This window comes from Novosphingobium sp. GW835-FHT14H07, from assembly GCF_058793515.1.
On record NZ_JBXAFX010000004.1, the window covers coordinates 170329 to 196342 of the forward strand.

Annotated in this window: 29 protein-coding genes; 21 read left to right on the top strand and 8 right to left on the bottom strand. The window is 62.5% G+C overall.

Annotation, left to right across the window (positions count from 1 at the left end; translation table 11 throughout):
- Positions 1-250 precede the first annotated feature (250 nt).
- Entirely contained in the window at positions 251-574 is a 324-nt protein-coding gene (locus AC1Q5P_RS05860; protein ID WP_084277423.1) for a DUF736 domain-containing protein, read from the top strand.
- Between the two features lie 89 nt (positions 575-663).
- Here AC1Q5P_RS05860 and AC1Q5P_RS05865 read toward each other — a convergent pair whose 3' ends face one another.
- Positions 664-1557 (bottom strand): Shedu immune nuclease family protein, encoded by an 894-nt coding sequence (locus AC1Q5P_RS05865; RefSeq protein ID WP_492518423.1) that lies wholly within the window; start codon positions 1555-1557, stop codon positions 664-666.
- A gap of 332 nt (positions 1558-1889) precedes the next feature.
- Here AC1Q5P_RS05865 and AC1Q5P_RS05870 point away from each other — a divergent pair, with 332 nt between their 5' ends.
- The 3 genes from AC1Q5P_RS05870 to AC1Q5P_RS05880 all read left to right on the top strand — a co-directional run bounded on the left by AC1Q5P_RS05870 (position 1890) and on the right by AC1Q5P_RS05880 (position 3455).
- Positions 1890-2051 (top strand): hypothetical protein, encoded by a 162-nt coding sequence (locus tag AC1Q5P_RS05870; protein ID WP_492518424.1) that lies wholly within the window; start codon positions 1890-1892, stop codon positions 2049-2051.
- Between the two features lie 150 nt (positions 2052-2201).
- Positions 2202-2654, top strand: a complete 453-nt coding sequence (locus AC1Q5P_RS05875; protein WP_492518425.1) for a hypothetical protein — start codon at positions 2202-2204, stop codon at positions 2652-2654.
- Between the two features lie 483 nt (positions 2655-3137).
- Positions 3138-3455, top strand: coding sequence for a DUF736 domain-containing protein (locus AC1Q5P_RS05880; protein WP_492518426.1), 318 nt, complete (start codon positions 3138-3140; stop codon positions 3453-3455).
- A gap of 55 nt (positions 3456-3510) precedes the next feature.
- Here the strand turns inward: AC1Q5P_RS05880 and AC1Q5P_RS05885 are convergent, their stop codons facing one another.
- Positions 3511-3729: a helix-turn-helix domain-containing protein gene (locus tag AC1Q5P_RS05885; protein ID WP_084277419.1), complete on the bottom strand. Its 219-nt coding sequence runs from the start codon at positions 3727-3729 to the stop codon at positions 3511-3513.
- Positions 3730-4149: 420 nt separating this feature from the next.
- On the opposite strand from AC1Q5P_RS05885, the gene AC1Q5P_RS05890 reads away from it, so the two are divergent.
- The 5 genes from AC1Q5P_RS05890 (at position 4150) to AC1Q5P_RS05910 (ending at position 6619) form a co-directional block, all read left to right on the top strand.
- Positions 4150-4440, top strand: a complete 291-nt coding sequence (locus tag AC1Q5P_RS05890) for a DUF2285 domain-containing protein (protein ID WP_492518427.1) — start codon at positions 4150-4152, stop codon at positions 4438-4440.
- A 99-nt stretch (positions 4441-4539) separates the two neighbouring features.
- Positions 4540-4746, top strand: coding sequence for a transcriptional regulator domain-containing protein (locus tag AC1Q5P_RS05895; RefSeq protein ID WP_176217866.1), 207 nt, complete (start codon positions 4540-4542; stop codon positions 4744-4746).
- Positions 4703-5314 carry a DUF2285 domain-containing protein gene (locus AC1Q5P_RS05900; RefSeq protein ID WP_492518428.1) on the top strand — a complete coding sequence of 204 codons (612 nt, stop codon included), beginning with the start codon at positions 4703-4705 and terminating at the stop codon, positions 5312-5314. Before AC1Q5P_RS05895 ends, AC1Q5P_RS05900 begins: the two co-directional genes overlap by 44 nt.
- 114 nt (positions 5315-5428) lie before the next feature.
- Positions 5429-5728: a helix-turn-helix transcriptional regulator gene (locus AC1Q5P_RS05905; RefSeq protein WP_492518429.1), complete on the top strand. Its 300-nt coding sequence runs from the start codon at positions 5429-5431 to the stop codon at positions 5726-5728.
- 6 nt (positions 5729-5734) lie between these two features.
- Positions 5735-6619 (top strand): replication initiator protein A, encoded by an 885-nt coding sequence (locus tag AC1Q5P_RS05910; protein WP_492518430.1) that lies wholly within the window; start codon positions 5735-5737, stop codon positions 6617-6619.
- A 240-nt stretch (positions 6620-6859) separates the two neighbouring features.
- On the opposite strand, the gene AC1Q5P_RS05915 is transcribed toward AC1Q5P_RS05910, so the two are convergent.
- Positions 6860-7009 carry a hypothetical protein gene (locus tag AC1Q5P_RS05915; protein WP_492518431.1) on the bottom strand — a complete coding sequence of 50 codons (150 nt, stop codon included), beginning with the start codon at positions 7007-7009 and terminating at the stop codon, positions 6860-6862.
- On the opposite strand from AC1Q5P_RS05915, the gene AC1Q5P_RS05920 reads away from it, so the two are divergent.
- From AC1Q5P_RS05920 to AC1Q5P_RS05940, 5 genes are all read left to right on the top strand, one after another.
- Positions 7008-7526 carry a DUF2840 domain-containing protein gene (locus AC1Q5P_RS05920; protein WP_492518432.1) on the top strand — a complete coding sequence of 173 codons (519 nt, stop codon included), beginning with the start codon at positions 7008-7010 and terminating at the stop codon, positions 7524-7526. The two genes, AC1Q5P_RS05915 and AC1Q5P_RS05920, sit on opposite strands and share 2 nt — an antisense overlap.
- The gene (locus AC1Q5P_RS05925) at positions 7523-8131 is read left to right on the top strand and encodes a S26 family signal peptidase (protein WP_492518433.1); all 609 of its coding nucleotides are present in this window, start codon (positions 7523-7525) and stop codon (positions 8129-8131) included. Before AC1Q5P_RS05920 ends, AC1Q5P_RS05925 begins: the two co-directional genes overlap by 4 nt.
- On the top strand, positions 8112-8456 hold the full coding sequence (locus tag AC1Q5P_RS05930; protein ID WP_492518434.1) for a DUF736 domain-containing protein: 345 nt from the start codon (positions 8112-8114) through the stop codon (positions 8454-8456). The genes AC1Q5P_RS05925 and AC1Q5P_RS05930 overlap by 20 nt, the downstream gene beginning before the upstream one ends.
- A 4-nt stretch (positions 8457-8460) precedes the next feature.
- Positions 8461-9258: a lytic transglycosylase domain-containing protein gene (locus AC1Q5P_RS05935; protein ID WP_492518435.1), complete on the top strand. Its 798-nt coding sequence runs from the start codon at positions 8461-8463 to the stop codon at positions 9256-9258.
- Positions 9259-9502: 244 nt separating this feature from the next.
- A complete protein-coding gene (locus tag AC1Q5P_RS05940; RefSeq protein WP_492518436.1) occupies positions 9503-11248 on the top strand; it encodes a relaxase/mobilization nuclease domain-containing protein in 1746 nt (581 codons plus the stop codon).
- A gap of 58 nt (positions 11249-11306) precedes the next feature.
- On the opposite strand, the gene AC1Q5P_RS05945 is transcribed toward AC1Q5P_RS05940, so the two are convergent.
- A complete protein-coding gene (locus AC1Q5P_RS05945; protein WP_492518437.1) occupies positions 11307-11825 on the bottom strand; it encodes a GNAT family N-acetyltransferase in 519 nt (172 codons plus the stop codon).
- Positions 11813-12085, bottom strand: a complete 273-nt coding sequence (locus tag AC1Q5P_RS05950) for a type II toxin-antitoxin system TacA family antitoxin (RefSeq protein ID WP_492518438.1) — start codon at positions 12083-12085, stop codon at positions 11813-11815. Before AC1Q5P_RS05950 ends, AC1Q5P_RS05945 begins: the two co-directional genes overlap by 13 nt.
- Before the next feature lie 274 nt (positions 12086-12359).
- Between AC1Q5P_RS05950 and AC1Q5P_RS05955 the strand changes: the two genes are divergently transcribed.
- The 3 genes from AC1Q5P_RS05955 to AC1Q5P_RS05965 all read left to right on the top strand — a co-directional run bounded on the left by AC1Q5P_RS05955 (position 12360) and on the right by AC1Q5P_RS05965 (position 16046).
- The gene (locus AC1Q5P_RS05955) at positions 12360-14426 is read left to right on the top strand and encodes a conjugal transfer protein TraG (RefSeq protein WP_492518439.1); all 2067 of its coding nucleotides are present in this window, start codon (positions 12360-12362) and stop codon (positions 14424-14426) included.
- Entirely contained in the window at positions 14423-14848 is a 426-nt protein-coding gene (locus AC1Q5P_RS05960) for a CopG family transcriptional regulator (protein ID WP_492518440.1), read from the top strand. The genes AC1Q5P_RS05955 and AC1Q5P_RS05960 overlap by 4 nt, the downstream gene beginning before the upstream one ends.
- A gap of 307 nt (positions 14849-15155) precedes the next feature.
- Positions 15156-16046 (top strand): response regulator, encoded by an 891-nt coding sequence (locus AC1Q5P_RS05965; RefSeq protein ID WP_492518441.1) that lies wholly within the window; start codon positions 15156-15158, stop codon positions 16044-16046.
- 214 nt (positions 16047-16260) lie between these two features.
- Here AC1Q5P_RS05965 and AC1Q5P_RS05970 read toward each other — a convergent pair whose 3' ends face one another.
- A complete protein-coding gene (locus AC1Q5P_RS05970; protein ID WP_492518442.1) occupies positions 16261-18069 on the bottom strand; it encodes a sensor histidine kinase in 1809 nt (602 codons plus the stop codon).
- 16 nt (positions 18070-18085) lie between these two features.
- On the opposite strand from AC1Q5P_RS05970, the gene AC1Q5P_RS05975 reads away from it, so the two are divergent.
- Positions 18086-20278 (top strand): ATP-binding protein, encoded by a 2193-nt coding sequence (locus AC1Q5P_RS05975; protein WP_492518443.1) that lies wholly within the window; start codon positions 18086-18088, stop codon positions 20276-20278.
- A 164-nt stretch (positions 20279-20442) separates the two neighbouring features.
- Here AC1Q5P_RS05975 and AC1Q5P_RS05980 read toward each other — a convergent pair whose 3' ends face one another.
- Complete coding sequence (locus tag AC1Q5P_RS05980; protein WP_492518444.1) at positions 20443-22653, bottom strand: TonB-dependent receptor; 2211 nt, start codon at positions 22651-22653, stop codon at positions 20443-20445.
- Between the two features lie 283 nt (positions 22654-22936).
- On the opposite strand from AC1Q5P_RS05980, the gene AC1Q5P_RS05985 reads away from it, so the two are divergent.
- On the top strand, positions 22937-23329 hold the full coding sequence (locus AC1Q5P_RS05985) for a response regulator (protein WP_492518445.1): 393 nt from the start codon (positions 22937-22939) through the stop codon (positions 23327-23329).
- Positions 23326-23688, top strand: coding sequence for a response regulator (locus AC1Q5P_RS05990; protein ID WP_492518446.1), 363 nt, complete (start codon positions 23326-23328; stop codon positions 23686-23688). Before AC1Q5P_RS05985 ends, AC1Q5P_RS05990 begins: the two co-directional genes overlap by 4 nt.
- A gap of 134 nt (positions 23689-23822) precedes the next feature.
- On the opposite strand, the gene AC1Q5P_RS05995 is transcribed toward AC1Q5P_RS05990, so the two are convergent.
- Entirely contained in the window at positions 23823-24116 is a 294-nt protein-coding gene (locus AC1Q5P_RS05995; protein WP_492518447.1) for a hypothetical protein, read from the bottom strand.
- Positions 24117-24469: 353 nt separating this feature from the next.
- On the opposite strand from AC1Q5P_RS05995, the gene AC1Q5P_RS06000 reads away from it, so the two are divergent.
- Positions 24470-25870 (top strand): EAL domain-containing protein, encoded by a 1401-nt coding sequence (locus AC1Q5P_RS06000; protein WP_492518448.1) that lies wholly within the window; start codon positions 24470-24472, stop codon positions 25868-25870.
- Positions 25871-26014: the final 144 nt, after the last annotated feature.

Consider the following 26014-nt stretch of genomic DNA (forward strand, 5'->3'; position numbering starts at 1 on the left):
CGGGGCTTGCGGTCGGCATACGCCATTGCAACCGATCTTCAGACAGGTCGGCTATGGCCACTGCGGACTTTCTCCGGGCTGCTGGAGACCAACCCCTCTTTTGTCGCCTGATACGAGCCTCTGCCGCCTTGGGCCGTCAACCCCCGTAAAGGGGGTTCCCCTGCGCTGATGCTCCGGTGACGTCGGCATCCGGTCTCTCCTGTGGGCGCCATCGGGGATGGTCCCCGAGCAACCACAAGGAGATTTCGTCATGGCCACGATCGCCAACCTCACCGTGAAGAATGACGGCAGCATGGAAGGCATGCTCGCCACCCTGACCGTCCAGGCCCCGATCGCCATTATCCCCAACGGCCGCAAGTCCAAGGACAGCGAGCCCGACTTCCGCATCATCAGCCGCAAGACCGGCTACGAGCTGGGTGGCGGCTGGAACCGCTTCTCGCAGACCACGGGCGCCGAATATACCTCGGTGTCGATGTCGGCCCCCGAGTTCAGCGAAACCATCTACGGCAATATCGCCAACGCGCCGGGCGACGATCCGGCGAAGAAGGTCATCATCTGGAATCCGCCGGCCTGACCCCCAAAGGCCCGCGGCGGCCCCGCCTCCGGGCGGGGCTGAAACCTTGCCCTTCGTTCCGCATCGTCATTGTAACGCCAGGCGGCCGTTCAACCGGAATGGCCGCCTGGCCGTGATGTCTTCTGCCGCGCAATGAATTTCTGGACGGCGGGATGCATGGATTCATACAGGGCCGGTTCGGAATCGCGGGTCCATTTGTCGTTGAAGACCAGCGGCTCGTTCCGCTTCCAGGCGTCGATGTCATAGCTTTCGGCGCGCAGGGCTGCCTCGGCGATGTCCGATAGCTCGAGTTCAGCCGGCTTCATATGCGCGAACATGATCGTCGGCATCGCTTCTGCCGACTGCAGGCGATAGCCGCGGCTGTTGGCGCGCAAGACCGCCTTCGGCTTGTTGTACCCCGCCGCAACCTCCCGGCGGATGGTGTCGTAGGTCATGATGGTGAGATCGCGTTCGGCGCCATAACCGGCTAGCCGCAATTTGCGTGCATCATGATGCTCAAATTCCGCCGAGCGACCGATCATCAGCACGTAGCGGACCGACAGCCGGTGCTGCGCCATCGGCGCAGGCACCATCAACGGACGCAGCTTGTCGCGCAGGCGATCGGGATGTTGATGGACATAGTCGCGCCAGACGTCGATTTGCGCGACCGCGTCGTTGAATTCGGTGCTGAAGGCGGCGTTCTTGCTGGAATTCTTGAAGATCGGCTTGCTGCTGTCTTCCAGTTCCACCAGCACCAGACGCCACTCGATGCTGGATTTGGTCAGATAAGCATAGTCGGTCGCTCGTTCGCCGACGGGAAATTTGGCGATCACGCTGTTCATGTGAACCCGATGGTTGAGCATGTCCGGCGTCGGCATGAACATCGTGTTCGCCTCCAGAAATGCCTGAATGGCGTTCTCGTTCGCTTTCGGTGTCGCGATCAGCTCGTCGAATTCGGCGAGCCTTTCTCTAAGCTCGCAAGATAAGGATTTTGGCAAGCCCATCGTCTCCCTGCACTGGTCATGCGATCATCCTGAATCTGTACGCGGCTCGCGCATATGCTGACCATCAGATTCTGCGCGTCATAAGCGAGCGACCAAGCTGCGCGGCATGGGGCCTGCCCGTTACGTAAAAGCCCAACCTCGCTCGTGTGTCGGCGCTGATCCCTGTGGCCGAAGCCCGGCCTCCCTCAATCAACCCGTAAAGGGTCCGCTACGCATGCGCGTGCGGCCGCTTGGGACATGTCCCGGCGCGGTGATTGCGGCCAGGCCCCGGCCGGCGGGGCACCTGTCGAGCGGAGGATGGTCTTCCGCTCCTTCCGACAGGAGTTCAATCCATGCCGCTCAAGACCGCCCAGTCGCTCGCCTGGAACCTCGCGAAGACACTGATGACGATCATGGTCATCGTGCGGACCGACAGCGGTTACGCGGTGATGCCGTGGGACGAGTTTGACGGCAATCCGGCGAGCCTGGTGCGCGAATATGATCCCTTTTCCTGATCGAAAGGTGGGCTCCGCCCCGCCCGGAGCGAAACAATATCTGTTTCGCTTTTGGCCCGTCGCGCGTTATCTTGCTTCTCGCAAGACAAGCGCTGTGGAGGTGGTGGCGGGCGCGTCCGACGATCATTCGTCATGCAAAGGACGCATCTCATGACCATCTTTCTCGTTCTCGGCCTGTTTGCTGGCCTCACCATGCTCTGGCTGCTCTTCAGCCTCGCCGTCTATGCGCTGCCGCTCTACGCTGGCATCGGCCTTGCCTTCTGGATGCACGGGGCTGGCTTCGGCTATGCGCCCGCGATCCTTGCCGGCTTTGCAGCCGGGTTCGCGACGCTGTTCGCCGGGCAATTGCTCTTCGCGCTGTCGGGCTCGCCGCTGCTGCGGCTCGCTCTCGCGTTCCTCTTTGTCCTGCCAGCGGGCATTGCCGGCTATCAGGCCGTCCATGGCGTGTTTGGCCTCGCGATCGATCCCGGCGCGACGCTCACGATCCTGAGCGGTCTGGGCGCCACCCTGATCGCGGGCACCGCCTGGACTCGGCTGGCGGGCTTCGAGCGGGGCGAACTGGTTCAGCAGCCCATGACGCCATCGCTCCCCGCCGCCGAATAAGCGGTTGGGAGGCACGCGATACTGGTCGCGGCCAGCCCGATGGGAAGGTCTTGGGGTGCTTTCCTGGCGGCAAGCCCGGCGTCGTCGCGGCAAGGCAGTGACTGTTCGATGCTGCGGCTCCGTATGACCGGAGCGCAGGCTCGCCCGATACCTTGGGCAATCTGCTTGCCGATGAGTTCGCCTGAATTCCTGACGCCTGATCGCCAGCCTGCCCGTGCCTTTGCCCGCCCGCGCCAGAGCGGCCTCGGTTCGATGCGCGTCATGCCAACAGGATCGCGTTCCGCTCGACGGGCTTGCCGCAACGGCCGGTCGCCCATTTTCTTCCCCCGGCGTGCCGCCGTTCCTCGCGGAACCAAGAAAATCGGCGACCGGCCGTCCTCCGCTGCGCTGCGGGCCGAAGGCTGCGGCGCCCGTCGCCTCTCGGCTCCCCTAACGCATCGAGGCCGCGATGGTCGCGGGCTCGAAGCAAAAGGAAGACAGGCAATGGCAAGGATCGGTAGCTTCAAAAAGGTCTCGGGCGAATTCAAGGGCGACATCGTCACGCTCGGGCTTCAGGCCAAGGCGGTTCGCTTCGTCCCGGACAGCGAGGCCAGCGGCAATGCACCCAGCCATCGCATCTATGTGGGAGACGCCGAAATCGGCGCCGCGTGGGAGAAGCGGACCAGCGACAACCGCCCCTATCTCTCGGTCAAGCTCGACGATCCCAGCTTCGTCGCCCCGATCTTCGCGCAGCTCTTCGCGGACGAAGATGGCGGTTATGACCTGGTCTGGAACCGGCCCGTCCGCCGCGCGCGGGACTGAGCCGGACGAGGCGCCACCCGGCATCGGCCGGGTGGCGCCTCGTCGCGCGAAGCGTTCAAGGGCAGTCATCGGGACGGATGAGATCGATGTGGCTGACGCCCAATGCACTGGACAGTTCATACAAGGTGATGACGGTCGGATTTCGTCGCCCGCGCTCGAGGCTGCTCAGATATTGCTGACTGAATCCCGAAAGCGCCTCGACTTCCTCCTGCGTCAGGCCTTTCTCCCGACGCAGGCGGGCAAAGTTCCGGCCGACCAACACGCGCATGTCCATGCGTCTATGGATCGGCAATTACATACTAGAAGTTTATAAACTATAATATGTAATAAATCAGGGAGTGCAGCTGATGGCTTTGATGTTCGTGGCGGGAGAAGGCGGGGCTCGATGGGGTGGTTCCGGACCGGCCAGCCCTTTCCGCTTTTGCTCACCGACGTCGGTTCGACTCGATCAAAATGCTGATGGCGTCCGTTACGCTCATTGCGTCGTCCGTCCGTTCGGAGGTGTGGCCGGCTTACCCCCCTATAAACCTGCCCAAACTAGCTGTGGGACAAAGAGTCGTCCGGGAGCGTTCAGCGCGCTAAAGGCAATCGATCCAGAATGGAGGGTTTGCGAGGGCTTTGAAATGGCTCGCGCCTTGTCGCGCCGCCCGCGGCATCAGGCGCCCGCCATGGGGTAAGGGAAGGATGTCTGCGCATGACGATCGAACCCTTCGACGATGGGCCGCCCGGCGGCGACGTGCTCACCGTTTATGACCTCACGCATCTGGAGGCTTATATCCATCTGCTCGATGTGGAGAAGGCGGCGGACAAGCCCTGGCGGCAAGCCGTCGTCAGCCTGTTCGGGGTCGATGTCGCGCGAGAGCCCGACCGGGCATGGGCGGTCTATAGCGCGCACCTTGCCCGCGCCCGCTGGATGACCGAGGTCGGCTACCGGCAGCTTGCCGAACTGGAATTGCATCGACGCGACTCGACTGAAAAATCCTGAAAAAGAGCTTCCCGATGCGCCGCAGACGCCGTGAGGCGTATTATTCGCGCGAGGGTTGCCGCGATAGCCTGCCTTCCCAAAACGATCAGGGAGGGGGCTATGTCGCCAGCCGACGTCTGGCGCGCGGGAGAATCCGCGCGTCTTCCCGACAATGCCGATATCGGCATCGCCGCTTTCGAGTTTCTGCGGCGCAATGCCGCTTACAACCGCGATTTCGATCAAATTGCCCGCCGGAAAAATCCCGACCGAAAGGAGGAAGCCGTTGCCGCCCAGCGGTGGGGGCTGCGATTTCCTGATCGATCCTGAACAACCCGCTCCGCCGGAAAGGGTGATCTGGCGCGCCGACGTCAATCGCTTCACCGTGTTGATCGGCCGCGTACCGGCGCGCTTCACAGCTGCGGCGCCGATCGAACTGCGCAGCTTGCCGGGCCTGTCGATCCTCGAGAAGGGTGAGGACGGCCTTCACGCCGTGATGGGCGAGCGCGAGACGATCGTTCATCTGCGCATCGAGCCCGATGCCGAGCGCTGGGGTTCAATCCTCCTGCCGTTCGAGGCTCCCAACCGCACGCGCGCCCGCACCGCCCAATGGCTGATGGCGCGGCTTGGCGGCGAGACGCGCGAGCCTTCTCCCGAAAGCCTTTGGGACACCATGTCACGACGATCGCATCTCCACATCCTCCTGCGCCTCCTCGATGGCGCCCGCGTCGGCGTTCCCTTGCGCGAAATGGCGGCGGTGCTCGTCGATCCGGCCTGTGCCGCGATTACATCGGGAGACTGGGTGGACAGCGCCGAGCGCAAGCGGCTGCGCCGCTGGCTCGTTGAGGCCGCACGACTCGTCGAGGGAGGATATCGCACTCTGCTGGGCGGCCCATAGGGACATAATTTCTCTTTTTTCCTGTCCCTTCTTCGACGCCATTGCCCCCGCCAATCCTGCCCTCCTCATCGCCGGTCAGCGCCGTTGCTGCCGGCCCTTGTCAGGAGGACGCCCATGGAACCCGAGCCTGTCGCCGCTCGTCCCCGCTATCTCGCCGAGCCAAATCCCGCCGCGATCGTGCGGCCGCGCTATCTCAAGACCCCCGATGCCGCGACGCATCTGGGTCTATCTCCACGCACCCTTGAAAAGCATCGCTGCTACGGCACCGGCCCGGTCTATCGTCGGCTGGGCGGGCGGATCGTCTATGCGATCGACGATCTCGACGCCTGGGCCGCGCGCGGCACCCGCAAATCCACCTCCGATCCCGGCGTCGGCACCGTCCTGCCCGCGCAGCGCCGGTTCAGGCAGGACTGAACGGCGATGTCGCTTCATGTCCGCTGCGATCCGGGCGAACGCGCCCAGCTCGACCTGTTCCGCTCGATCCCGGGCGAGATTGCACCGCGCGACGCGCAGGATCTCATGTCCTGGCCCTTTTTCAGCCTTGCCAAGCGCAAGCGCACCGCACCGATCGAGTTTCGCATGGGCGAAACCTGGATCTCGGTCGAGGCCGTGCCCGAGCATGGCATGGCGACCATCTGGGATGCGGACGTGCTGATCTGGGCGGCGAGCCAGATCGTTCAGGCCCGTGACGCCGGGCGAGCGACCTCGCGCCTCATGATGACCACGCCCCATGAAATCCTCGCTTTCACCGGCCGCAGCATCGGCCGCGATCATTATGATCGCCTGAAGGCTGCGCTGGACCGTTTGCAATCGACCACCGTCGCCACGTCGATCCGCCAGCAGCACCAGCGCCGTCGCCATCGCTTTTCCTGGATCAACGAATGGCGCGAACTGGCCGACGGCCAGGGGCGCCCGCTCGGCATCGAACTGATCCTGCCCGACTGGTTTTATGCCGGTGTCGTCGATCGCGCGCTCGTGCTCACCATCGATCGCGCCTATTTCGATCTCACCGGCGGCCTGGAACGCTGGCTCTACCGCATCGTGCGCAAGCATGGCGGTCACCAGCCTGGCGGCTGGAGCTTCGACATCGCGCATCTGCATCTCAAGTCGGGCGCGCTCTCGCCATTGAAGCAATTCGCCTTCGAAGTGCGCGCCATCGTCCGCCGCCAGGCGCTTCCCGGTTACATCCTCACCATCGAATATGGCTTCGGCCGCGAGCGGTTGAACTTCGTCGCAGCCCCGGTCGATCCGCTCGACCGCGCCATGCGCCGGCTCAAGCTCAGGCCTGTGGACAACCGGCCATGAGACATGGCCTATTAAAAACCGCGCGACCTGGCCGATTGAAAACCGCCCGCTTGGCCTATGAAAAACCGGCATGGCGCGCGACTCGCCGCAAATCTGCGCTGAATCGCCCCCCTTCTAACGGTGCTAACAAGAGAGTCCTTCGGACTCTTGCTAACCGGCTGCAGGCCTGTGGACGATTTGCACCCCCGATTCCCGCCGGGGGCGTCCGCGCGCGATCGTGGGAGACAGCCATCAGGCTGCTCACCGACCACCGCCGCGCAACCGGGCGACCACGCTCGGCCGCGAGATTGATGCGGGCAGGATGCGCCTCGTCGCCGTGCGCATCGCCGCCGCGCTGCGCTTCGGCTGCGAACCGGCGGTCCTTCCGCCACCTTTTCGGAGATCTGCCATGACCGACTTGCCTTCCGGCGCGCGCAAGCCCGCCGGTCACTTTCCTCTGCATCGCAGCGATTCCACCGAGATCGAACTGATCTGGATCGAGAAGCGGCTCGAGCACTGGATCCGCTTCGGCCGGATCGCTGGCGAGCGGATCGTCAGCCGCAAGACCCGTATCCTTGCCTTCCGGCCCGATGCCGTCGTCGCGTTCATGCGCTGGTCGGCCAACGAGTATGGCACCATCCATTCGCGCATCGACATCCTGCGAGCGGTGCGCAGCGGTGAGCCTTATACCACCCTGCCTTTCGTGCGGCCGGGCGGCGAACTGCTGCTCTCGATCCAGGGCTGGCCCAAGGTCCGCACCGTGATAGAGGCGATCGACCAGATCGAGGCCATCGGCCTCGATCCCTGCGATATCGCGCCCGATCACTGGCGCCATGTTCACAATCGGCTGAGCGCTGGTCAGCCGTTCCGCGATTATACGGCAGAGCGCCATCAGGCCTGGCTCAAGCGCAAGGCGCTCGGGCAATGAGCAGGCTTCCGCTCTCCCATTATGTGCCGCATCTGACCGGCGTGGCGATCGGTATGGCGCTGAGTACGCTCATCGTGCCCATGCCCAAATTGCTGCTGTGGAACGCCAGCCAGAGCGCACCAGTCGGGCTCTATGCGATCAATCCGCTGCCCGACCCGGCGGTCGGCGATATGGTCGCCGTCGCGCCGCCGCCCGCGCTCGCCCGGCTGATGGCCGAGCGCCATTATCTGCCGGTTGGCGTGCCGCTGTTGAAGCATATCGCCGCGCGTCCCGGCGCCCTGATCTGCCGCCGCGATAGGGCCGTGACGATCAACGGGCGCCGCGCCGGGATAGCGAGAACCTCTGACAGTCATGGCCGACCCTTGCCGGTCTGGCGCGGCTGCCATGTGCTGCGCGATGACGAACTGTTCCTGCTCAATGACGCGACGGACAGTTTCGACGGGCGCTATTTCGGGCCGATTCCGGCCACAGGACTGCGCGGTCGCGCGACGCCCATCCTCACCCGCAACACGCCGGACGCGCCGCTGCGCTGGCGCTTCGGCGGCGCGCTCTCCCATCCTTCCATCACGCAAAAGGAGAAGTTCGATGCAGATCGGTTGCTTTGAAACGTCCGGCGACGGCTTCGCCGGACGTTTGCTGACGCTCACGCTCGACGTGCCGCTGCGGCTCGTGCCCACCGGCTTTACCGGCTCTGGCCGTGCGCCCGACTGGCGGGTTCATCTCGCCGATGATGCCGCGCCCGAGGGCGTCGGGCTGGAGGTCGGTTCCGGCTGGAACCATGAGGGCAAGGCGGGCGGCTTCATCGCCGTCGAGCTCGATTGCCCGTCCTTCCCGCGTCCGGTTCGCGCCAATCTGCTGCGCTCGCACCGCGACGACGACGCGCATGTGCTGCTCTGGTCGCCGCGTCTGCGGCGCCCCAAGGCGGAATAGGCCGATGCGCGCCCGCTTGGTTTCGCGCTGCCGTTGCTGCGCCATCCGCCTCGCCGCCGCATCGCTCCTTGCTGGCCCCGCTTCCTTCCTCTTCCCGGCCATCGCTCTGCTGGCCCCGGGCACGGCGGCGGCGCAGGTCGCCTCCGTCGCCGCGCATCCTTATGCGCCGCATGTTGCCGAGGCGGCGCAGCGCTTCGGCATCCCGGAGGCGTGGATCTGGGCCGTGATGCGCACCGAAAGCAACGGCAATCCGGCGGTGGTTTCGAGGGTTGGCGCAATCGGCCTCATGCAGATCATGCCCGCCACCTGGGCGGGGTTGACCGCACACCATGGACTTGGCGACAGTCCTTGGGACGTGCGCGCCAATATCCTCGCCGGTGCGGCTTACTTGCGCGAAATGGTCGATCGCTATGGCGATCTGCCCAGCGCGCTCGCTGCCTATAATGCCGGCCCCGGTCGCGTTGATGACTGGCGCATACGGGGGCGTTCGCTGCCCGCTGAGACCATCGCCTATGTCGCGAAGATCGCGCCGATGGTCGGCACATCCGGCGTCGCTGCGCCCGTCGATCTGCCCGGGGTTGCGCGCCCGCCGATCGCATCTGCCGCGCCCTCCTGGCGCAGCGCGACGCTGTTCGTGCTGCGCGGCGATGGCGAACCAGACAGCGACGATACGGTATCGGACGCTACGCCGCCCGTGCAGGCCGAACGGCTCGTCTCTGCTCCATCTTCTGAGGTTGCCATGCGCTCCACCCCGGCTGCGCATGGGCTGTTCGCGCCCGTTTCCGGGAGCAGTGAGCGATGAACCGCGCTGGCGTTCGCTGGCGTCATTCAGCGCAGGGCGGAGTGCGGTGAAAAGGAAGGCAAGTTGCCGAAATCGAAGGCAAAAAGGGATGGCGAGATAAAAAGGACGCCACCTGTGGGGCGTCATGTGGTTGGGATTGTAGGGTTTCTCCAGGTGGCACGGCATTGGGCCGGGTGGCGCGTTTTGGCGATTGTCGCGTCAATTCAAGGTGTCAGCGGGTGGCAACGCCATTTTCGAGGCCCCTATGACCATCGGCGACGATGATTTCGAGGTGCGGCCGGGAAGGAGCCGCGACGCGGGAAGCGGCTTGGGGCGCAAGGCGCAGAGCCTCGCCGCCCAGGTCAAGCACGCCGCCGCGAAGGCGGGCTATAGCCGCAAGGGGCCGTCGCGGGGGCGTGGGACCGGGCGTCATGGCCGCGGCCGCATCGCCCGGCTCAATGCTCGCTCGCCCGCCAATGCCCGCCGCGTCGTCATCAAGGCGCGTGTCGTGCGGCATCGCGGCAGCCGCTATCGTTCGGCGCCGCTCGCCCGGCACATCGCCTATCTGAAACGCGACGGCGTCACCCGCGACGGGCGCGACGCCAACCTGTTTGACGGGCGTGGCGATGCTGCGGATGGCAAGGCCTTCGCGGGACGCTGCGAGGATGACCGGCATCATTTCCGTTTCATCGTCAGCCCTGAGGACGCCGCCGACATGGCGGACCTGTGCGCCTTCACTCGCGAACTGATGGACGATATGGCGCGTGATCTGGGCACCCGGCTCGACTGGGTCGCGGTCGATCACTGGAACACCGACAATCCCCATATCCATGTGCTGCTGCGCGGGGTGGACGACACCGGCGCCGATCTCGTCATCGACCGCGATTATATCCGCGAAGGGCTGCGCGACCGGGCGCAGGCGCGCGTTACGCTCGAGCTGGGGCCGCGCAGCGAGCAGGAGATTCGGACCGCGCTCGAACGCGAGGTCGACGCCGATCGCTGGACCGGCCTTGATCGCCGGCTGGAGCGCATGGCCCAGGAGATGGCGGGCGTCGTGGATCTGCGGCTGCAGGCTGGCGATGATCCCCAGATGCACCGACTGCTGATCGGGCGGGCGCAGAAACTCGAACGGATGGGCCTTGCCGACGCTCAGGGTCCGGCGGTCTGGACGATCCGTGCCGGCGCCGAGCAGACGCTGCGCGACCTTTCGATCCGCACCGACATCATCAAGACCATGCACCGCGCCCTGCAGGGACAAGGCCGCGCGATTGATCTGTGCAGCCTGACGCTTCACAACGCGGCGCCGGCCGATCCGATCATCGGCCGACTGGTCGAACGCGGGCTGCATGATGAACTGATCGGCACCGCTTATGCCGTGATCGACGGCGCCGACGGGCGCACCCATCATCTGCGTTTCGGCGATATCGACATGACCGGCGACGCCATGACTGGCGCGATCGTCGAGACCCGCGTCTGGCAGGATGCGAAGGGCAACAGCCGGCTCTCGCTCGCGACCCGCTCAGACCTCACGCTGGCCGAACAGGTGCAAGCGCCGGGCGCGACCTGGCTCGATCGTCAGCTGATCGCGCGCGATCCGGTGGCGACCGGCAACGGGTTCGGGCAGGACATCCGCGATGCAATGGATGCGCGCGCTCACCATCTCGAAACCCAGGGGCTCGCTCAGCGACGCGGAACCGGCTTCCTCTTCGCGCGCGATCTGATTGCAACGCTCCGGGAAAAGGAGATCGAGCAGCAGATCGACGCCATCGTGCAGCGCACGGGCCTTGTCCATCGCCCTTCGGGGCCAGGCGACTATGTGAGCGGCATCTACCGCGAGTGCGTCGCTTTGGCCTCGGGACGCTTCGCCATGATCGATGACGGGGTGGGTTTCCAGCTCGTGCCCTGGCGGCCCGCGCTCGATCCGCATCTGGGCCTGCATATCACCGGAACCATGCAGCCCGGCGGCGGGGTAGACTGGTCGCTCGCGCGCGGTCGGGGGATCGGGCTATAAGCCGTCGAGGGGATGGAGCGATCCTGTCCCGACTTCATGAATGTAGGGCCACGACGCCTCAGTCGTCCGCGCCGAACCCGTTGCGAACGAGGTCGATGATGCGCACCGCCATGCTGCGATTAGGGTCAAAGGGGAGATCCTCGAAACCGTGGCGGCGGTAGAAGTCCCGCACCTCGTTGTCGAGCGGATGCGTGAGCACACAGAAACAGCCAATGCTTCGTGAAAGACGCACTGCGGTCGTGAGCGCGAACAGCATCAGCGATCGGGCGTAACCGCGTCCCTGATGGTCTTGATCGACCGCGAGCTGGCCCAGCAGCAGCGCCGGGAGGGGATCGGGACGGTTACGCTGATCGGCCCTTGCGACGAACGCGCGCTCGATCTGGGAAGCGGAAAGGCTGACAAAGCCGACGACCCGCCCCGTCGCGAGATCGCAGATCACACTGGTCCGTGACACGCCCGATTCCTGATTGCGCCATGCGTTACGACGAAACCAGCGGTTGAGCGATTCCCGCCCGCAGTCGAACGCCTCGCAATCATCCCCCTCCGCCAGCGGACGGGGCGGCGTTACCTCTCCCATGCGGGTCGCGATGCGGCGAGCTTGCCGAGCGCGTCGACCTGCCTCGGCTCTTCATGAACCCAGGCTTCGAACCTCTCCCAATCCTTGGCTGCAATGACAACCTGCCGACGTTCGAGCATATCTTCCTCCGCTGCCTCGACAGCCCGGCACCGTATGAAGTCGCTGAGGTTTGTTCGTGCCGCCTGCGCAGCAGCCTCCAGCATGGCGCGTTCCTGCTGGCTGACGCGCACGCTGATAATGGCCGGTGATGCCTTTGCCATGATGACACTCCTTTGCGTATGACAATGGCATACGCGGTAGCGGCGGTTCAATGGGCAAGCAGCTTCCACAAGGCCAGCGCGCAGCGGCATGAAAAGACTTGCCCTTGCGCCCGTCAAACATCCGGTGTCCGCAGAAGAAGGCACGCCAGTTCCTGTCTTTCTGCGCCAGTCTGCGCTTGTCGCAATCGTCTGTTGAAGCAGAGCCAGTTCTGCGTTTCTTGATATGCCCTCCCGCGTCGGCGGCACGATGCCGGCGCTCATTAAGGGCGCTATCATGTCCGCAACCAAGATACTCTGGGGCCAGGTGCTGGCCGTCATCACCCTGACTCTGTTTGGCGTCTGGGCCGCAACGCAATGGACGGCGGCCGCGCTTGCCTATCAGAGTGAACTGGGCCAGCCCTGGTTCTGGCTGGGGCCGTGGCCGATCTATCCGCCGCCTGCCTTCTTCTGGTGGTGGTTCGCCTATGACGCCTATGCCCCGAAGATCTTCGAGACCGGCGGCTTCATCGCGGTCTTGGGCGCCATGGCCGCCGTCGTCGTCGCGATCGCCATGTCGGTCTGGCGCGCGCGCGAGGAGAAGAAATCCGAAACCTATGGCTCGGCGCGCTGGGCAACGGACAAGGAGATCCGCAAGGCCGGGCTCCATGCCGATGACGGCGTGGTGATCGGCTGGCAGGGGAAACGCTATCTGCGCCACGACGGTCCCGAGCATGTACTGTGCTTCGCGCCGACCCGCTCTGGCAAGGGCGTCGGCCTGGTCATCCCCTCGCTTCTCACCTGGCCGGGCAGTTGCATCGTTCATGACATCAAGGGCGAGAACTGGCAGCTGACCGCGGGCTTCCGCGCGGCGCATGGCCGGGTTCTGCTGTTCGATCCCACCAATCCTTTATCCAACGGCTACAATCCGCTGATCGAGGTCCGCAAGGGCGAGTGGGAGGTGCGCGATGTCCAGAATGTCGCGGACGTGCTGATCGATCCCGAAGGCAGCCTCGAAAAGCGCAACCATTGGGAAAAGACCAGCCATGCCCTGCTGGTCGGCGCCATCCTCCATGTCCTCTATGCCGAGGCGGACAAGACGCTGGCCGGCGTCGCCGCTTTCCTCTCCGATCCCCGGCGCCCGGTCGAGGAAACCTTGCGGCGGATGAAGGCGACCCGCCATCTGGGTGAGGCCGGCGTCCATCCGGTCGTCGCCGCCGCCGCGCAGGAACTGCTCAACAAGTCCGACAACGAACGCTCGGGCGTGCTCTCGACTGCCATGTCGTTTCTCGGCCTCTATCGCGATCCCGTCGTCGCCAGGGTCACCGGCTCGTCCGACTGGCGCATCGCCGATCTGGTATCCTCGCCCGTGCCCGTCTCGCTCTATCTGGTGATCCCGCCCAGCGACATCAGCAGGACCAAGCCGCTGGTGCGCCTCATGCTCAACCAGATCGGCCGGCGACTGACCGAGGAACTGACCGTCAAGGGCCAGCGCCAGCGTCTCCTGTTCATGCTCGACGAGTTTCCCGCGCTCGGCCGGCTCGATTTCTTCGAAAGCGCGCTCGCCTATGTTGCGGGCTATGGGATCAAGGCCTTCCTGATCGCCCAGTCGCTGAACCAGATCGAGAAGGCTTATGGCCAGAACAATGCGATTCTCGACAACTGCCATGTCCGCGTCGCCTTCGCCGCCAATGACGATCGCACCGCCAGGCGCGTGTCCGACGCGCTCGGGACCGCGACCGAACAGCGCTCGATGAAGAACTATGCCGGCCACCGGCTCGCGCCCTGGCTGGGGCATGTCATGGTCTCGCGCACCGAAACCGCGCGGCCTCTGCTGACACCGGGCGAGATTCAGCAATTCTCCGAGGATGAGGAACTTGTTTTCGTCGCCAGCACCCCGCCGATCCGCGCGGCCAAGGCGCGCTATTATCTCGATCCGCGCTTCAACGCGCGGCTCCTGCCGCCGCCTGAACCAAAGCCGCTCGCCCCCGAGCAGCGGCCCCGTGATGACTGGACCATGCTCGACCCGGTGGAGGCGCCGCCTCTGCCGCAGCCGACTGCTGCCCAGGCCGAAGAAGTGACCGGAAAGGAGGGCGAGGACGGTGTTGCGACGGATACGCCTGTCGATGCCGGTGAGGCTGAAGCTACGGGCGATGCGGCCAATGCCGGGATCCGGCAGGAGCCGGAATTGGGCGAGCATGAGAATATCGCCTCCGATCCCACGCCCCAGGCCAATGAGTTCGATTTCGACCGGAACGATGCGCAGGAGGAGGATGGCGCTCAGGCGCGGCGGCAAGCCGACCGGCTGATGAGGCGCAATGCCCGCAACGCCTTGCTGGATCCCGATGACGGGCTGCTGCTATGAGCGGAGGGCATGTCAAGCGCAGCGTTCGCCTGCCGGCCGATCTCGCTCGCGCGCTTGCCGATCGTGCGCGAACGCGCAAGGCGTCGCAAACCGCGATCATCGAAGCGGCACTGGCCTCCTTCCTGTCGCCGGACGCTGCTGATCGGCTCGAAGCTTCTCTCAGCCGCCGGCTGGACCGCATGACACGAGACATCGCTCGTCTGCAGTGGCATGTTGAACTTGGTGCCGAGACCCTGGCCATTTTTATCCGGTTCTGGCTGACAAATCACGTCGCCCCGCCCGACTCGCAAGGCCAAGCTGCACAGGCCGTCGGCCGGGAGCGTTGGGAGCGGTTTGTCGAAACTCTTGCCCGAAGAATGGAAACCGGTTCTCGTCTTGAAAAGGAGATTGACCATGCAGGAGAAAATAAAAGAAATATTTGAATCAAATTAACCTTAATATATCGAAGAGATCGGCCATAAAACTCTGTACTTTCTGCATTATATATTTATAAATTATTGATATTAATCGATGATACACCATCATTGCTAGCTTAATTGATTTGCAATCATCCGATATGGGCGTATCGCCTTCTCGTGCACGGCGGCAGAGCGCCCGGCGCTTGCCTCCTGCGCAAAAAACGGTGCCAATCATGCACCATTTTCCCTTGGGAAAGTGAGGGATTGCTGCGCAATGAGAATGCAAACAGTGGGAATTTGGCTGTAATAGCCGGTGGGGCGAAGCGAGGCGATGAATCATTCGGATGGAGCTTTTGACAAGCTCATGCTCTTGCCCGAGGCAAGCCAGTGCGAGATTCTCATCGTCGATGACGATGAGGAATGTCTCGACGAATATGCAGAGATGATCGAGGCGCTGGGCTACCCTTGCCAAAAAACCACGTCGCCGGGACACGCGCTGCGAATGATCGCTGACAACCCGCGGATTGGTATCGTTCTCGCCGATTTCAGGATGCCGCTGATGGACGGCGTCACCATGCTTGAAGAGCTTTCGGCGCGGTTTGCTGCGCTGCGCCCGATTGTCGCAATTATCATTACCGGTGACGGATCGCTCGATCTCGCTGTGCAGGCGATGCGTTCGAATGCAATCGACTTTCTGACCAAGCCGGTAGGGCGAAGCGCGCTGGCCGCATCTTTGCGCCGCGCAGCCACGCGTTGGACTCAACTCGTCGGCCAGTTCAACCTAGCCAAGATGCTCGGACGCGGCGGTCTTGCGGCCAGCCTCACGCCAATCCCGGCTGCCGCCAATCGGGAAGTTCGCGAGCCGACTGCGGAAGAATTGCAGGTCTTCGTCCGCTCGATCATCAAATCCCGCCAGAGCCGATCAGCCTTCCTTGATACCAGTCTGTTTGCCGATCCGGCATGGGATATTCTGCTTGAACTCGCCTCGGCCGGCCTCAAGGACAAGGCGGTGCCGCCGTCCAGCGTCTGCGCCGCCACGCAGGTTCCCTTCACCACGGCGCTTCGCTACGTGCGGCAACTTGTCGCGGCAGGCCTGGTGCGGCGGTGGCAGGATCCCAAGGACAAGCGCCGCACATTGCTGGCGCTGGAATCCGCAACGCTTGAGGCGATCACGCAGTATCTTTCCTCAATGTGGCGCAGTCACGGCGTTCCTGTGGGTTGATCTGGCCTGTGGGCTGATACCGGCGGATCGGTGGCTCCACATGCGCCATCGCACCAAAGGCCGAACCCGCATTGCGATGCCCCAGTCGATAACAGGTCAGACTCGTTTCCGCCGACTCTCGCCAATTTGGCGGTGACGCACGATCTGCCTGTCTCGTGCTGCAACCATTTCGGTTTCAAAATGGCAGCAATGCAGGCGGATTGATGCGCCCCGTTCACAAGCGCGGCAGCGTGATCCGGATCGTCGTTCCTTCGCCCTGCGTATCGACAATTGCAACCGATCCCCCGTGCAGATCGATGATCTGATTAACGATCGCGAGCCCAAGCCCCGAGCCTTCAACCGGGCCGACATTGGAGGCCCGCGCATAAGCTTCGAATACCCTGTCGCGCTCGCTTTCAGGAATACCGATGCCATGATCGCGCACTTCGATCTGCACCGTCTGCTCCAATGCCCTGAGGTCGATCCGGATGCGCGCCGGCGCGTCCGAATACTTGATCGCGTTGGCAATGATGTTGCTCAGCACACGCTCGATCAGCGGGCGATCAAAGGCAATGACCGGAAGCTCACCACCCTCGATCTCGAAAATCGTTTCCGCATCTCTTTCGCGGAACGACTGGACGACATGATCGACGGCTTGCGCGAGGCAGGCAGGTTCCGGGCGGTATCCCAGTTCGATCTGGTCCAGCCTGACGCGCTCGATCGTGCTGTCCAGCAGATGGAGAAGGCTCTTGATCGAACCGCGAATGCGTGAGGCCCGGCTGCGGATCTGTTCCGGCGTTTTCTCGTCTGCGCGCCGCTCCAGGCGCTGTGCAGCGCTGTCGATGATGGCAAGCGACGTGCGGAATTCATGGGAAGCGATCGCCAGGAAGCGCCGCTGAATGTCGCTGATACGCCGTTCGCTCGAAAGCGCCGCTTCAAGGTCCGCCGTCGAACGGTACACGTCATCGACATCGGTCATCAGCAAGACGACGGCGTCGTCGCGCTCGTAACGGATGCGTGCGCCGACTATGTGAAACCAGAGATAGCGCCCATCCTGAACGCGCAGCCGTGTTGGCAGTGCTCCGGTGCCGCTGGCCAGAATCATGCCTTTCAGCCGTGCAAAGTCATCCGGCGTCTCGAATACCGCTTCGCATCCGTCATTCTCGTGGATTGCCTCGCCCAGCAGCTGCTGCGCAGAATGATTGGCCTTGACGACGCGGCATTCGCCGACCGACAGCACCAGTGAGGGCGCCAGATTGAGATTGAGCACGGCGTCGAGCGCATATTCGCTTGCGGCGAGCTGGCGCGACATTTCGATGAGCGGGGAGATGTCTTCCTGCGTAACCAGGATCGAGCGCCGCGCGGTCACCGGATCGCTGACAAATGAAATATCGAGCGAATGAACCGGGGCATCGGGGAGCGCCATGACCGCAGTCGTCTTGATCCCGCTTTGCTCGCGACCTTCTGCCAGCAGGCTGACGATGGCGTCCGGATCGGCAAACATTGCCCGGAAACAGTCGCTTTCGTTTCCGGCGCTTCCCCCAAGATGGCCGAAGGTCCGGGTCGCAGCCGGATTCTGGGTCAGCAGACTGCCCTCTTCGGTGAACAGAGAAATCATCAGCCGCGTATGGCGCAGCGCCTCTAGCGAGCGCAGGTCTGCGAACGGCAATTCGGTATCGAGCCGGGCCTCTATTTCCACGAGCATGGCCTGATCGTGTCCATCGAGGCTCACCCCGCTGCAACGGCACATCGCCGCTGTCGCCCTGCCGCGCGGATAGAAGGTCCAGCTCTCGTGCCGAATCTCTGCCCTTCCGAACGCCTCGCGATAATCACCAAGGCGGATGCGCGTCGAATCGCTGTATGGCGTCAAGAGCCGGTTCAGCAGTTCCTCTTCGCTGGTGGCATCCCAGAATCCCATTGCGGGGCGGTTCGCCCAGCAGATTCTTTGCGTTTCGAAGCTGTAGATGTAAAGCGGACACCCCAGAAGCGAAAAGGCTTCGAGGCTATCTGCGTTCAGGTAAGGAAAATTGGATTTCAGCCGCATCGTCTCAAAAGGTTTGTTGAAAGTTCTGCGCAGCAAGTGGCGGCGTGGGGATGATGAACTGATCGCAGACAATTCATGTGACCGCAACCACGGCGCTCAAGGGAGCCTTCCGCTCCGCAAATGGCTTTGGCGCTCCTATCTGCGTTCGGCCATCATTCCTCTCCTCGTCATAGAAATCGGTTTTCTGGCGGTCTACTGGGTCAGCAATGTCATAATCTATCGTCAGAACATCGCCGAACTCAATGCCGTCTCGCGCGATTTTCTTGCCGACGTCGCGCGCCGCGAGGCCGAGACGATCAATACGAGTCTGTCAGATGTTTCTCGCAGGACGGGCACATTCGCCCGCCAGACCTTGCGCGCGCTTGAAGGCGACTATAGCCCGTCCGCGGCGGAAAGGGCGCGTTATGACTTGTCGCCAACAGGCGTTTTTCTGACACGCTACGACAATGGTACGACCGCGAGTTTTTACAGCAATGCGGCGCCAGTAGGACCGGAACAGATTGCCAAGGTCTGGAAGCTTGCCGCCCTCGATCCCCTCATGATCGACATCAAGCAAAGTGATCCTTCTATCGCGTCGATCTATTTCAACACGTTCGACAGCTACAACAGGATCTATCCCTACGTCGATGCGGGCAAGCAATATGCTCCGGGCATGGTCATTCCCAGCTACAATTTCTATTATGAGGCGGACGAAGCCCACAATCCTGCCCGCCGCCCTGTGTGGACAGATGCCTATATCGATCCGGCAGGGCACGGATGGATGGTCTCATCGATTGCGCCGGTCTGGCGCGGACGAAAGCTCGAAGGCGTGGTGGGTATCGATTTGACGCTCGATACCATCGTCAATCGCCTCAATGGCCTTCGCCTTCCCTGGGGCGCCTATGCAGTGCTGATCGACCGTAAAGGCGGCATCATTGCGATGCCGCCGGCCGGCGAGCGGGACTTCGGCCTCAAGGAATTGACCGCGCATCATTACGCGCAGGCAATCATGTCCGACACCTTCAAGCCTGATCAGTTCAACATCTTCAAGCGCGAGGACATGAAGGTGCTGGCCAGCGCCATGGTGAAGGCACCGGACGGCTTCGTGAATCTCGATTTTGCCAATGGTCGCCAGCTCGCGAGCTTCGCCCGCATCGCCGGTGCGGACTGGCGGCTGGTGGTGATCGCGCCAACGGCGCGCATTCACGCCAAAGCCGATATGCTGCGCGCCAGGTTTGAAATGGTGGGCTTGGTCATGCTGGCGGTCCTGTTTCTCTTTTATGTTCTGTTCTTCCTGTTCCTCTATCGGCGCGCGAACCGGATGAGCACAAGGGTAGCGGCGCCGCTGGACGAGATTACCCGGCTGATCCGGCGCATCGGCGATGGGGGTTACCGGCAAGGTTTCGCGGGATCGAGCATCACCGAACTCGACGATCTGGGGCACCGCATCGTGGACACCGGCAACCGTCTTGGCGACGCCCATGACCGGATTCGCGCGCAGGAGCGGGCGCTCAGTCTCGCACTGATGCGGCAGCGCGCCGCCAACGAAGAGCAGATACGGTTCGTACGGATCATGTCGCATGAATTGCGCACGCCTTTGTCCGTGATCGACAGCGGTGCGCAGATTATCGATCGCAAAGCCGAGGCCCTCACAGCAGCCGAACTGCGCAAGCGGGCGGGACGATTGCGCAGTTCGGTCCAGACCATTTCGACGCTGCTCGGCAAGCTGGTCGACAGCACCGCCATGGATTTTGCCCACGGCAACCGAGACCAGACCGGTGCCGTGGATTCCGGCGCACTGGTTCGGGACATAGCCTGCTCCATCATCCCCTCGTCGCGGTTGACGCTCGATCTCCCCGATCAGGGACCGCCGATCGCCGATGGTCCGGCCTTGCCGATTGCCCTCGGGTCGGTGCTTGATAACTGCATGCGGTATACTGCCGCCGAAACACCGATCCTGATCACGCTTCACCCGGATGGCGACCTTGTACACATCACTGTCGCCGACAATGGTCCGGGCATTCCCGACGAGGATCTCGCCTATGTCGGACAGCGTTTCTATCGCGGTCGCAGTTCGACCGGAATCGAGGGGGCGGGCATGGGGTTGTATATTGCGCGCAAGCTCGTCGTATCGCTCGGCGGCGATCTTGCGATCGCGTCCGATGACACCGGGACGGTTGTCAGACTGACCGTTCCGGTCATGCTTTCGCATCAGAATGTCGCTGCGTGACGCCCTGCATGTTGAGGATCGGCCAGGCAATGGCGGCATTGCTCGAATGCGGTCGCGTTCGGTCTCGGCCTTGACCGGTACGTTGCAGGCCTGAAGAGATCGCGGCCGAATGTCGATGGCGTGTTCGTTTTCGAATGCGGCGCGCCGGCTTCAAGCCGCCCTTTTCAGAAGCTGGCCCCCATGGTGATGCCATAGGTCCGCGGAGCGCCGATGTGATTGTAGTCCAGTCCGAAGCCTGTCAGAAGATCGATGCGCGATGTGAAATAGTGCTTGTCGGTCAAATTCTTGCCCCATAGCGAAGCGTGCCAGCGGCCATCCGAAGTTGCAAAGTCGAGATGCGCCTCGAAAATGGCATAGCCCGGTTGACGCAATCTGGGGATGTTCAACACCTCGAAGAACTGGCTAGATTGATAGGTCGCGTTAGGGTGGAGCGACAGACGACCGATGCCGGTGTCGAGCAGGGTCAGGTCTGCACCCAGATTGAATGTCAGTCGCGGCGCGTTCGAGAGACGGTTGTTCGCGACGTTCACGCCGCTGACCGAGCCGCGCACGATCCTGGCTGATAGCAGGCCCAGTCCGCCGCGCAGTGACAGGGTCTCGCTGGCACGGAACGAAAACTCGGCTTCGGCGCCATAGATCCGCGATTTGTCGATGTTGAGCAGCGTTTGTGCGGCGTTGCTTGGATCGACATTGATGAACTGCTGGTTGTGGTAGTCGTAATGGAAGGCCGCCATGTTCAGCGTGACCGCGCCGCCCGCAAGCCGTAGTTTGGCGCCCGCTTCATAGGCAGTCACCTCCTCGGGCTTGGCCACGGTGAGTTCCGATGGATCGAAGAAGGCCTGGGCATTGAAGCTCGGAGCGCGGTATCCGCGGCTGGCGTGCACGTACAGGAGGCCGCCACCGGTCAAGTTGTAGTCGAAACCGATCTTTCCAGACAGGTTTTGGGTGCTGTAGCGAAGCTCGGACAACGGGATCAGATTGGCGACCAGCGTGCCGTCGATGCCCAGGGCGTTAGCCTCGAAATCGGCCTGGACGCCACGGTCATCGGTATAGCGCAGGCCGCCGCGCAAGGTCAGCGCATCGGAGATGGCATATTGGACGTCGCTGTAGATGGCGAGGCTCTTCTTGACCTGCCTGAAGCGGTTGCTGAACAGGCAGGCGAGCGGCAGTCCAACAGCGCAGTCGTTGGCGGTGATGCCTGGAATGCCATCGGAATCGACATCCTTGGCGATCTCGAGAGTGGTAGCGTTGAGCACCTTCTCCCGGCTGAGATAGAAGCCCAGAATGAAGTCGAAGGGCCCCGCGAGGTCGCTGGTGAGCCGCAAATCCTGCGCTACCTGGCTGGCATCGTCAAAATAGGGGATTTCCAGGGTTTGTGCGGCCGTGCCGTCGGTGTCTTCATAGAACCAGAGCTTGCCTTTGTCGTAAGAAGTGATGCTGGTCAGCGTCAGCCAGTCCGCGATGTCCGCATCGGCGGTTACCGCGACTGACCAGGTTTCCGCAAAGCGGCGCTCATCGATATTGGAAGCGATTTCCCACTTGCCGAGGCCCATTCGATTGACCGCTTCGGGCTGCGCATAGACACCATAGTTGCGCGGCGTTTGCTTGCTCGTCGAAGCGCGCAGGGTCAGGCGCAGACTATCGGCCGGTTCTGCATAGATGGTCGTGCGGAGTGCCCATTCGCGCACCGAGGCGAGGTCGGCCTTGCCCGGCACGACGTTCCTGAACCAGCCATCTGCCCGAGCGAAAGTGCCCGCAAGGCGCAAGGCAGCCATGTCGCCAAGCGGCAGGTTGATCGCGCCGTTGCTGTCGATGCGGTCGTAATTGCCATAGCCTGCGGTGAAATAGCCGTCCGTCTTCCCCAGGCTCGCCTTTCGCGCGATCAGATTGACCGCGCCGCCAGTGGTGTTCTTGCCATAGAGTGTGCCTTGTGGCCCGCGCAGAACCTCAACGCGTTCAAGGTCGAACATGGAAACGCCAAGCAGGGCGAAATTGCCTTTGTAGACCTCGTCGTAATAGGTCGCGACCGGGCTGGACTGGTTGAGGCTGTAGTCGGACATGGACACGCCGCGCATGGCGAAGATCGGTGTGTTGTCTCCAACGACCGAATTGAGTTGCAGGTTGACCACTCTGCTGACGAGGGTGTCGACATTGGTTACGCGCGCGCTCGTCAGCGTGTCGCCACTGATCGCGGAGATCGAGATCGGCACCGATTGCAGGTTCTCGGCGCGCTTGGTGGCGGTGACGACGATCAGATCGTCATGGGCTTCTTCGCTTTGGGCCAGGGCCGGACTGCCTGACAGCAGGGCGGCGATGATTGCGGGATACCCCCGCCAAATCGTCGCTCCGCAGGCGGTCAGCGTCTTGACCAACATGATCTCGTACCATCCCCATGCTTGACGTCCAATGTCGTCGGTTATCCCGCGGACGTCTGCCAACTCCACATGGGGGATGCCCTATGATAAACGCACGAACACCAGGCAACGGTTTTTGTCGCGGCCGAAGGTCGGCCGGTATAGAAGGTGGTCCCATGAGATACGATGTTGTCTGCACAATTGTCATATCGCCGGGCGGCGTTCGCGTGATCGCATGCAACGAATGCGGCGCGGCCGTCCGGCTTGCCGTTTCAGGCACCAGCGCGCGGCAGAACGTCACAGTATGAACATGCCAGCCTGCATCCTGTGTGTGGAAGATCAAGCGGACCTGCTTGAAGACCTGCTCCTGGAATTGCGCGACCATGGATACAGAGCCGAGGGGTGCCGAGACGGTCTGGCGGCGCTGACTTTGCTGGGCGAGTCGCATTTCGATCTGATGATTTGCGATATTCAATTGCCCGGACTGGGGGGTATCGAACTGCTGAACCGCATCCGCACCGAGCAGCGGGAGCACAGCAATATCCCTGCCGTGCTGCTTTCTGCCTATGGCGATCAGGATTTCCGGCGAGCCGGACGGGAGCAGGGTGTGTCGGCCCAATTCGTCAAGCCGGTCGACTATCGGGAGTTGCTGGTCGCGGTCGAGGAAATCCTGAGCGAAGAACAGGAGGGAGAATGAGCGAGCAGGCAGTGAGCGTCCTCCTGGTCGAGGACGACATCGACAGCGCCGAGGAACTTGCAGAGCTTCTTGAAAGCTACGACATGACCGTGACGCTTGCGCATACCGTGGGGCAAGCGTTGGATAAGGCACGTCAAAGCCCGTTCACGGTGGCGGTGATCGACGTCAGTCTGGGCCTCGAAAGCGGACTGGATATAGCCGAGGTTTGGCACGGCAGCGGGCCTTGCATTGTGCTGCTTACGGGCAGCCCGGTCACCGAAACGCAGATGAGCAGGTTCGCAAAACCGGCGCCGCCGGTCTTGATCAAGCCTCTCGATGTGTCTCAATTGCTGGATACTATCGCGCGGCGCCAATCCTGACGGATCGGCTCTCGAGGGAGAGCGGGGTTTGCAGCCGCACTGTTGACGCGGTGCCTCGTTTCGTGAATGCGGGCCGTGCTTTTTGATTTCCGAGGCGCGAGCCCGTTCCCCGTGATTCCCGTTTACCGCTGATCCTATGCGGGGGGCGTGTCCTTCAGAGGGCGCGGCGCAGTTGCGAGCGATTCTCCCGCATCCACGCCAATATCCCATAAGTTCGCAGCGCGATAAATCTGCCTTTCGATCCGGTCGAGCTTCGCTGCGAGATACCCGGCCTCGTCGCTTTCAAGAAGCGGCAGGATGCGCACGCGGATATTGTCCGTGGCAAGGCGGATCACATTAAGCGGCTGCTTCAGTTCATGGAGCAACTCGCGCGGGAGCGTCGCTTTCGTCCCATCGGGCTCGATGTTGTGGCTCTTAGTCAGCTGCACTGCCCTTTGCGTTTGCGCTCGGCTCGATGCGCTCTGTCCATAAAGAACGGTTGCGCATGCCGCAATGACGATGGTGACCGTAAAATTGTCTATCTGCGCGTCGTGGTGTCGCGAAGGCAATCTACCGCCGGAATGGCACCATTACGCCGCCGGATTGCCACCAAATTGACTCGGCATCTCGCCTTGAGGGTTGTTAATGATCCTCAAGTTAACCCGCTGCCATAGTTCGAAAAACATTTTCGTTCTCCTAAAATTCGGCGCGAAGGAAGTACTTAATTAATGCAATGAAATCTGAATTTATTTTTCAGAATTTCACTGATGCGATCAATTAATCCGCGTTATCTTCTTAACTGATGCGGGATTATATTGATTATTTTCTTTGTTTCTGCGTTTCGGAGGGGTTCGTAATGGCAGCGAGAGGGGGCAGCGTTCATGGCGGGCAGGTCGGCGGGAATGTGCACCCGTTGCCTTTGCCTCGTCGCCGCCTCGTTGAAAGCGCTGCGCTGAGCTTCAGTCTTCGCGTCGACAACTTTCCCCATATCCGTCAGGCTTACGGTGAAGACGCGGCTCGCGCCGTGCTGGTTCAATTGACGCGGCGCTTGAGCGATGCCCTAGGGGTGAATGGCCTTGTTGAGCCTGGCCCGAACGGTGTCATGGAATGCCTTATCTGGCGCCATGCCGGTCAGTCAGGCAATTCGGTTGCGGAATGCGTCGACTGGTTGAAGCGGTTGTGCGCCGACGCGCCCCTTCTGCCTGTCGAGACGTCAGTTGGCAGCATACATTTCGCGCTTTCCGTCGACGAACTGATTTCGGCTTCGGCAATGCCGACAGTGACGAGTGTACTTGGTCAAGTCGGAGGCGGTTTCGCAGGTGACGTTGCGCGACCCGACAGTGGTTGGGCCGAGCAATATCGTTCCGATATGGCGATGGCTTCTGGGCTTCTGACCGGGCTTGGTAGCAAAGGCGGCGATGCTGAACCGGTCCTCGCCTGGCAGCCAGTCAGGGATGCCGATCGGGCGGCGGAGGCAGGCGACTTCGAAGGCGCGCTTTATTGGGAAGGCTGCCTTCGTCATATTGATCGCGATGGTCAGGTTTCTTCTCTTGAGGGCGCGCTAGGCGCGTTGGAGCGGCTCGGCTTCATTCGCCTCCTTGATCACCGTGTAGTGGCGATGGCGCTGGACGAACTTGATCGTCAGCCAGGCGAGGTCACGATAGGCGTCAATATTTCGGCACGAAGCGCTGCTCTTGACGATCTCTGGGAGGAGACTGCGCAGCGCCTCCGGCAAGCGCCGTGGGTGGCGCGTCGGCTGGTTGTGGAGATTACCGAAACATCCGCAATCCCCAACATGAGCGAGGCGGTGCGCTTCGTGGATCGCCTGCGCTCTTTGGGCTGCCGGATAGCGATCGACGATTTCGGAACCGGATATGCGTCGATCCGAAATGTGATGGCGCTGTCGCCCGATTTCGTGAAAATCGACCGCTTCTTTTTGCATTATGCGAGCTACGGCGAAGCCCAGCAGGGCATATTCGAGCATCTTGTCGGTCTTGCCTGGTCGCTCGGTGCGACGGTTATCGCAGAGGGCGTCGAAACCGCAGAGCAGGCCGCATTGGCGGCAAAAGCAGGCTGCCGGTGGCAGCAAGGCTTTTTCTGGGGAAGGCCTTCGCTGAGTCGCCCGCGGTCATTCGGAGCCGGTCTGTCCGGTGATGCTGCCCATGATTCACTCGCGTCTTCCAGCATGGCGGTAGGCCAATGAACGGTCGCGAGCATTCGAGCGCCAAGGGGCGCTGGGAATGGCTCATCATGCCGTGCGAACCTGGCGCCGAAGCGCCGGAGTGCGAGCGCCGGAATCCACGGGGCATTCTCATCGCCATCCCTCTGAGCGCTCTGCTCTGGTGGG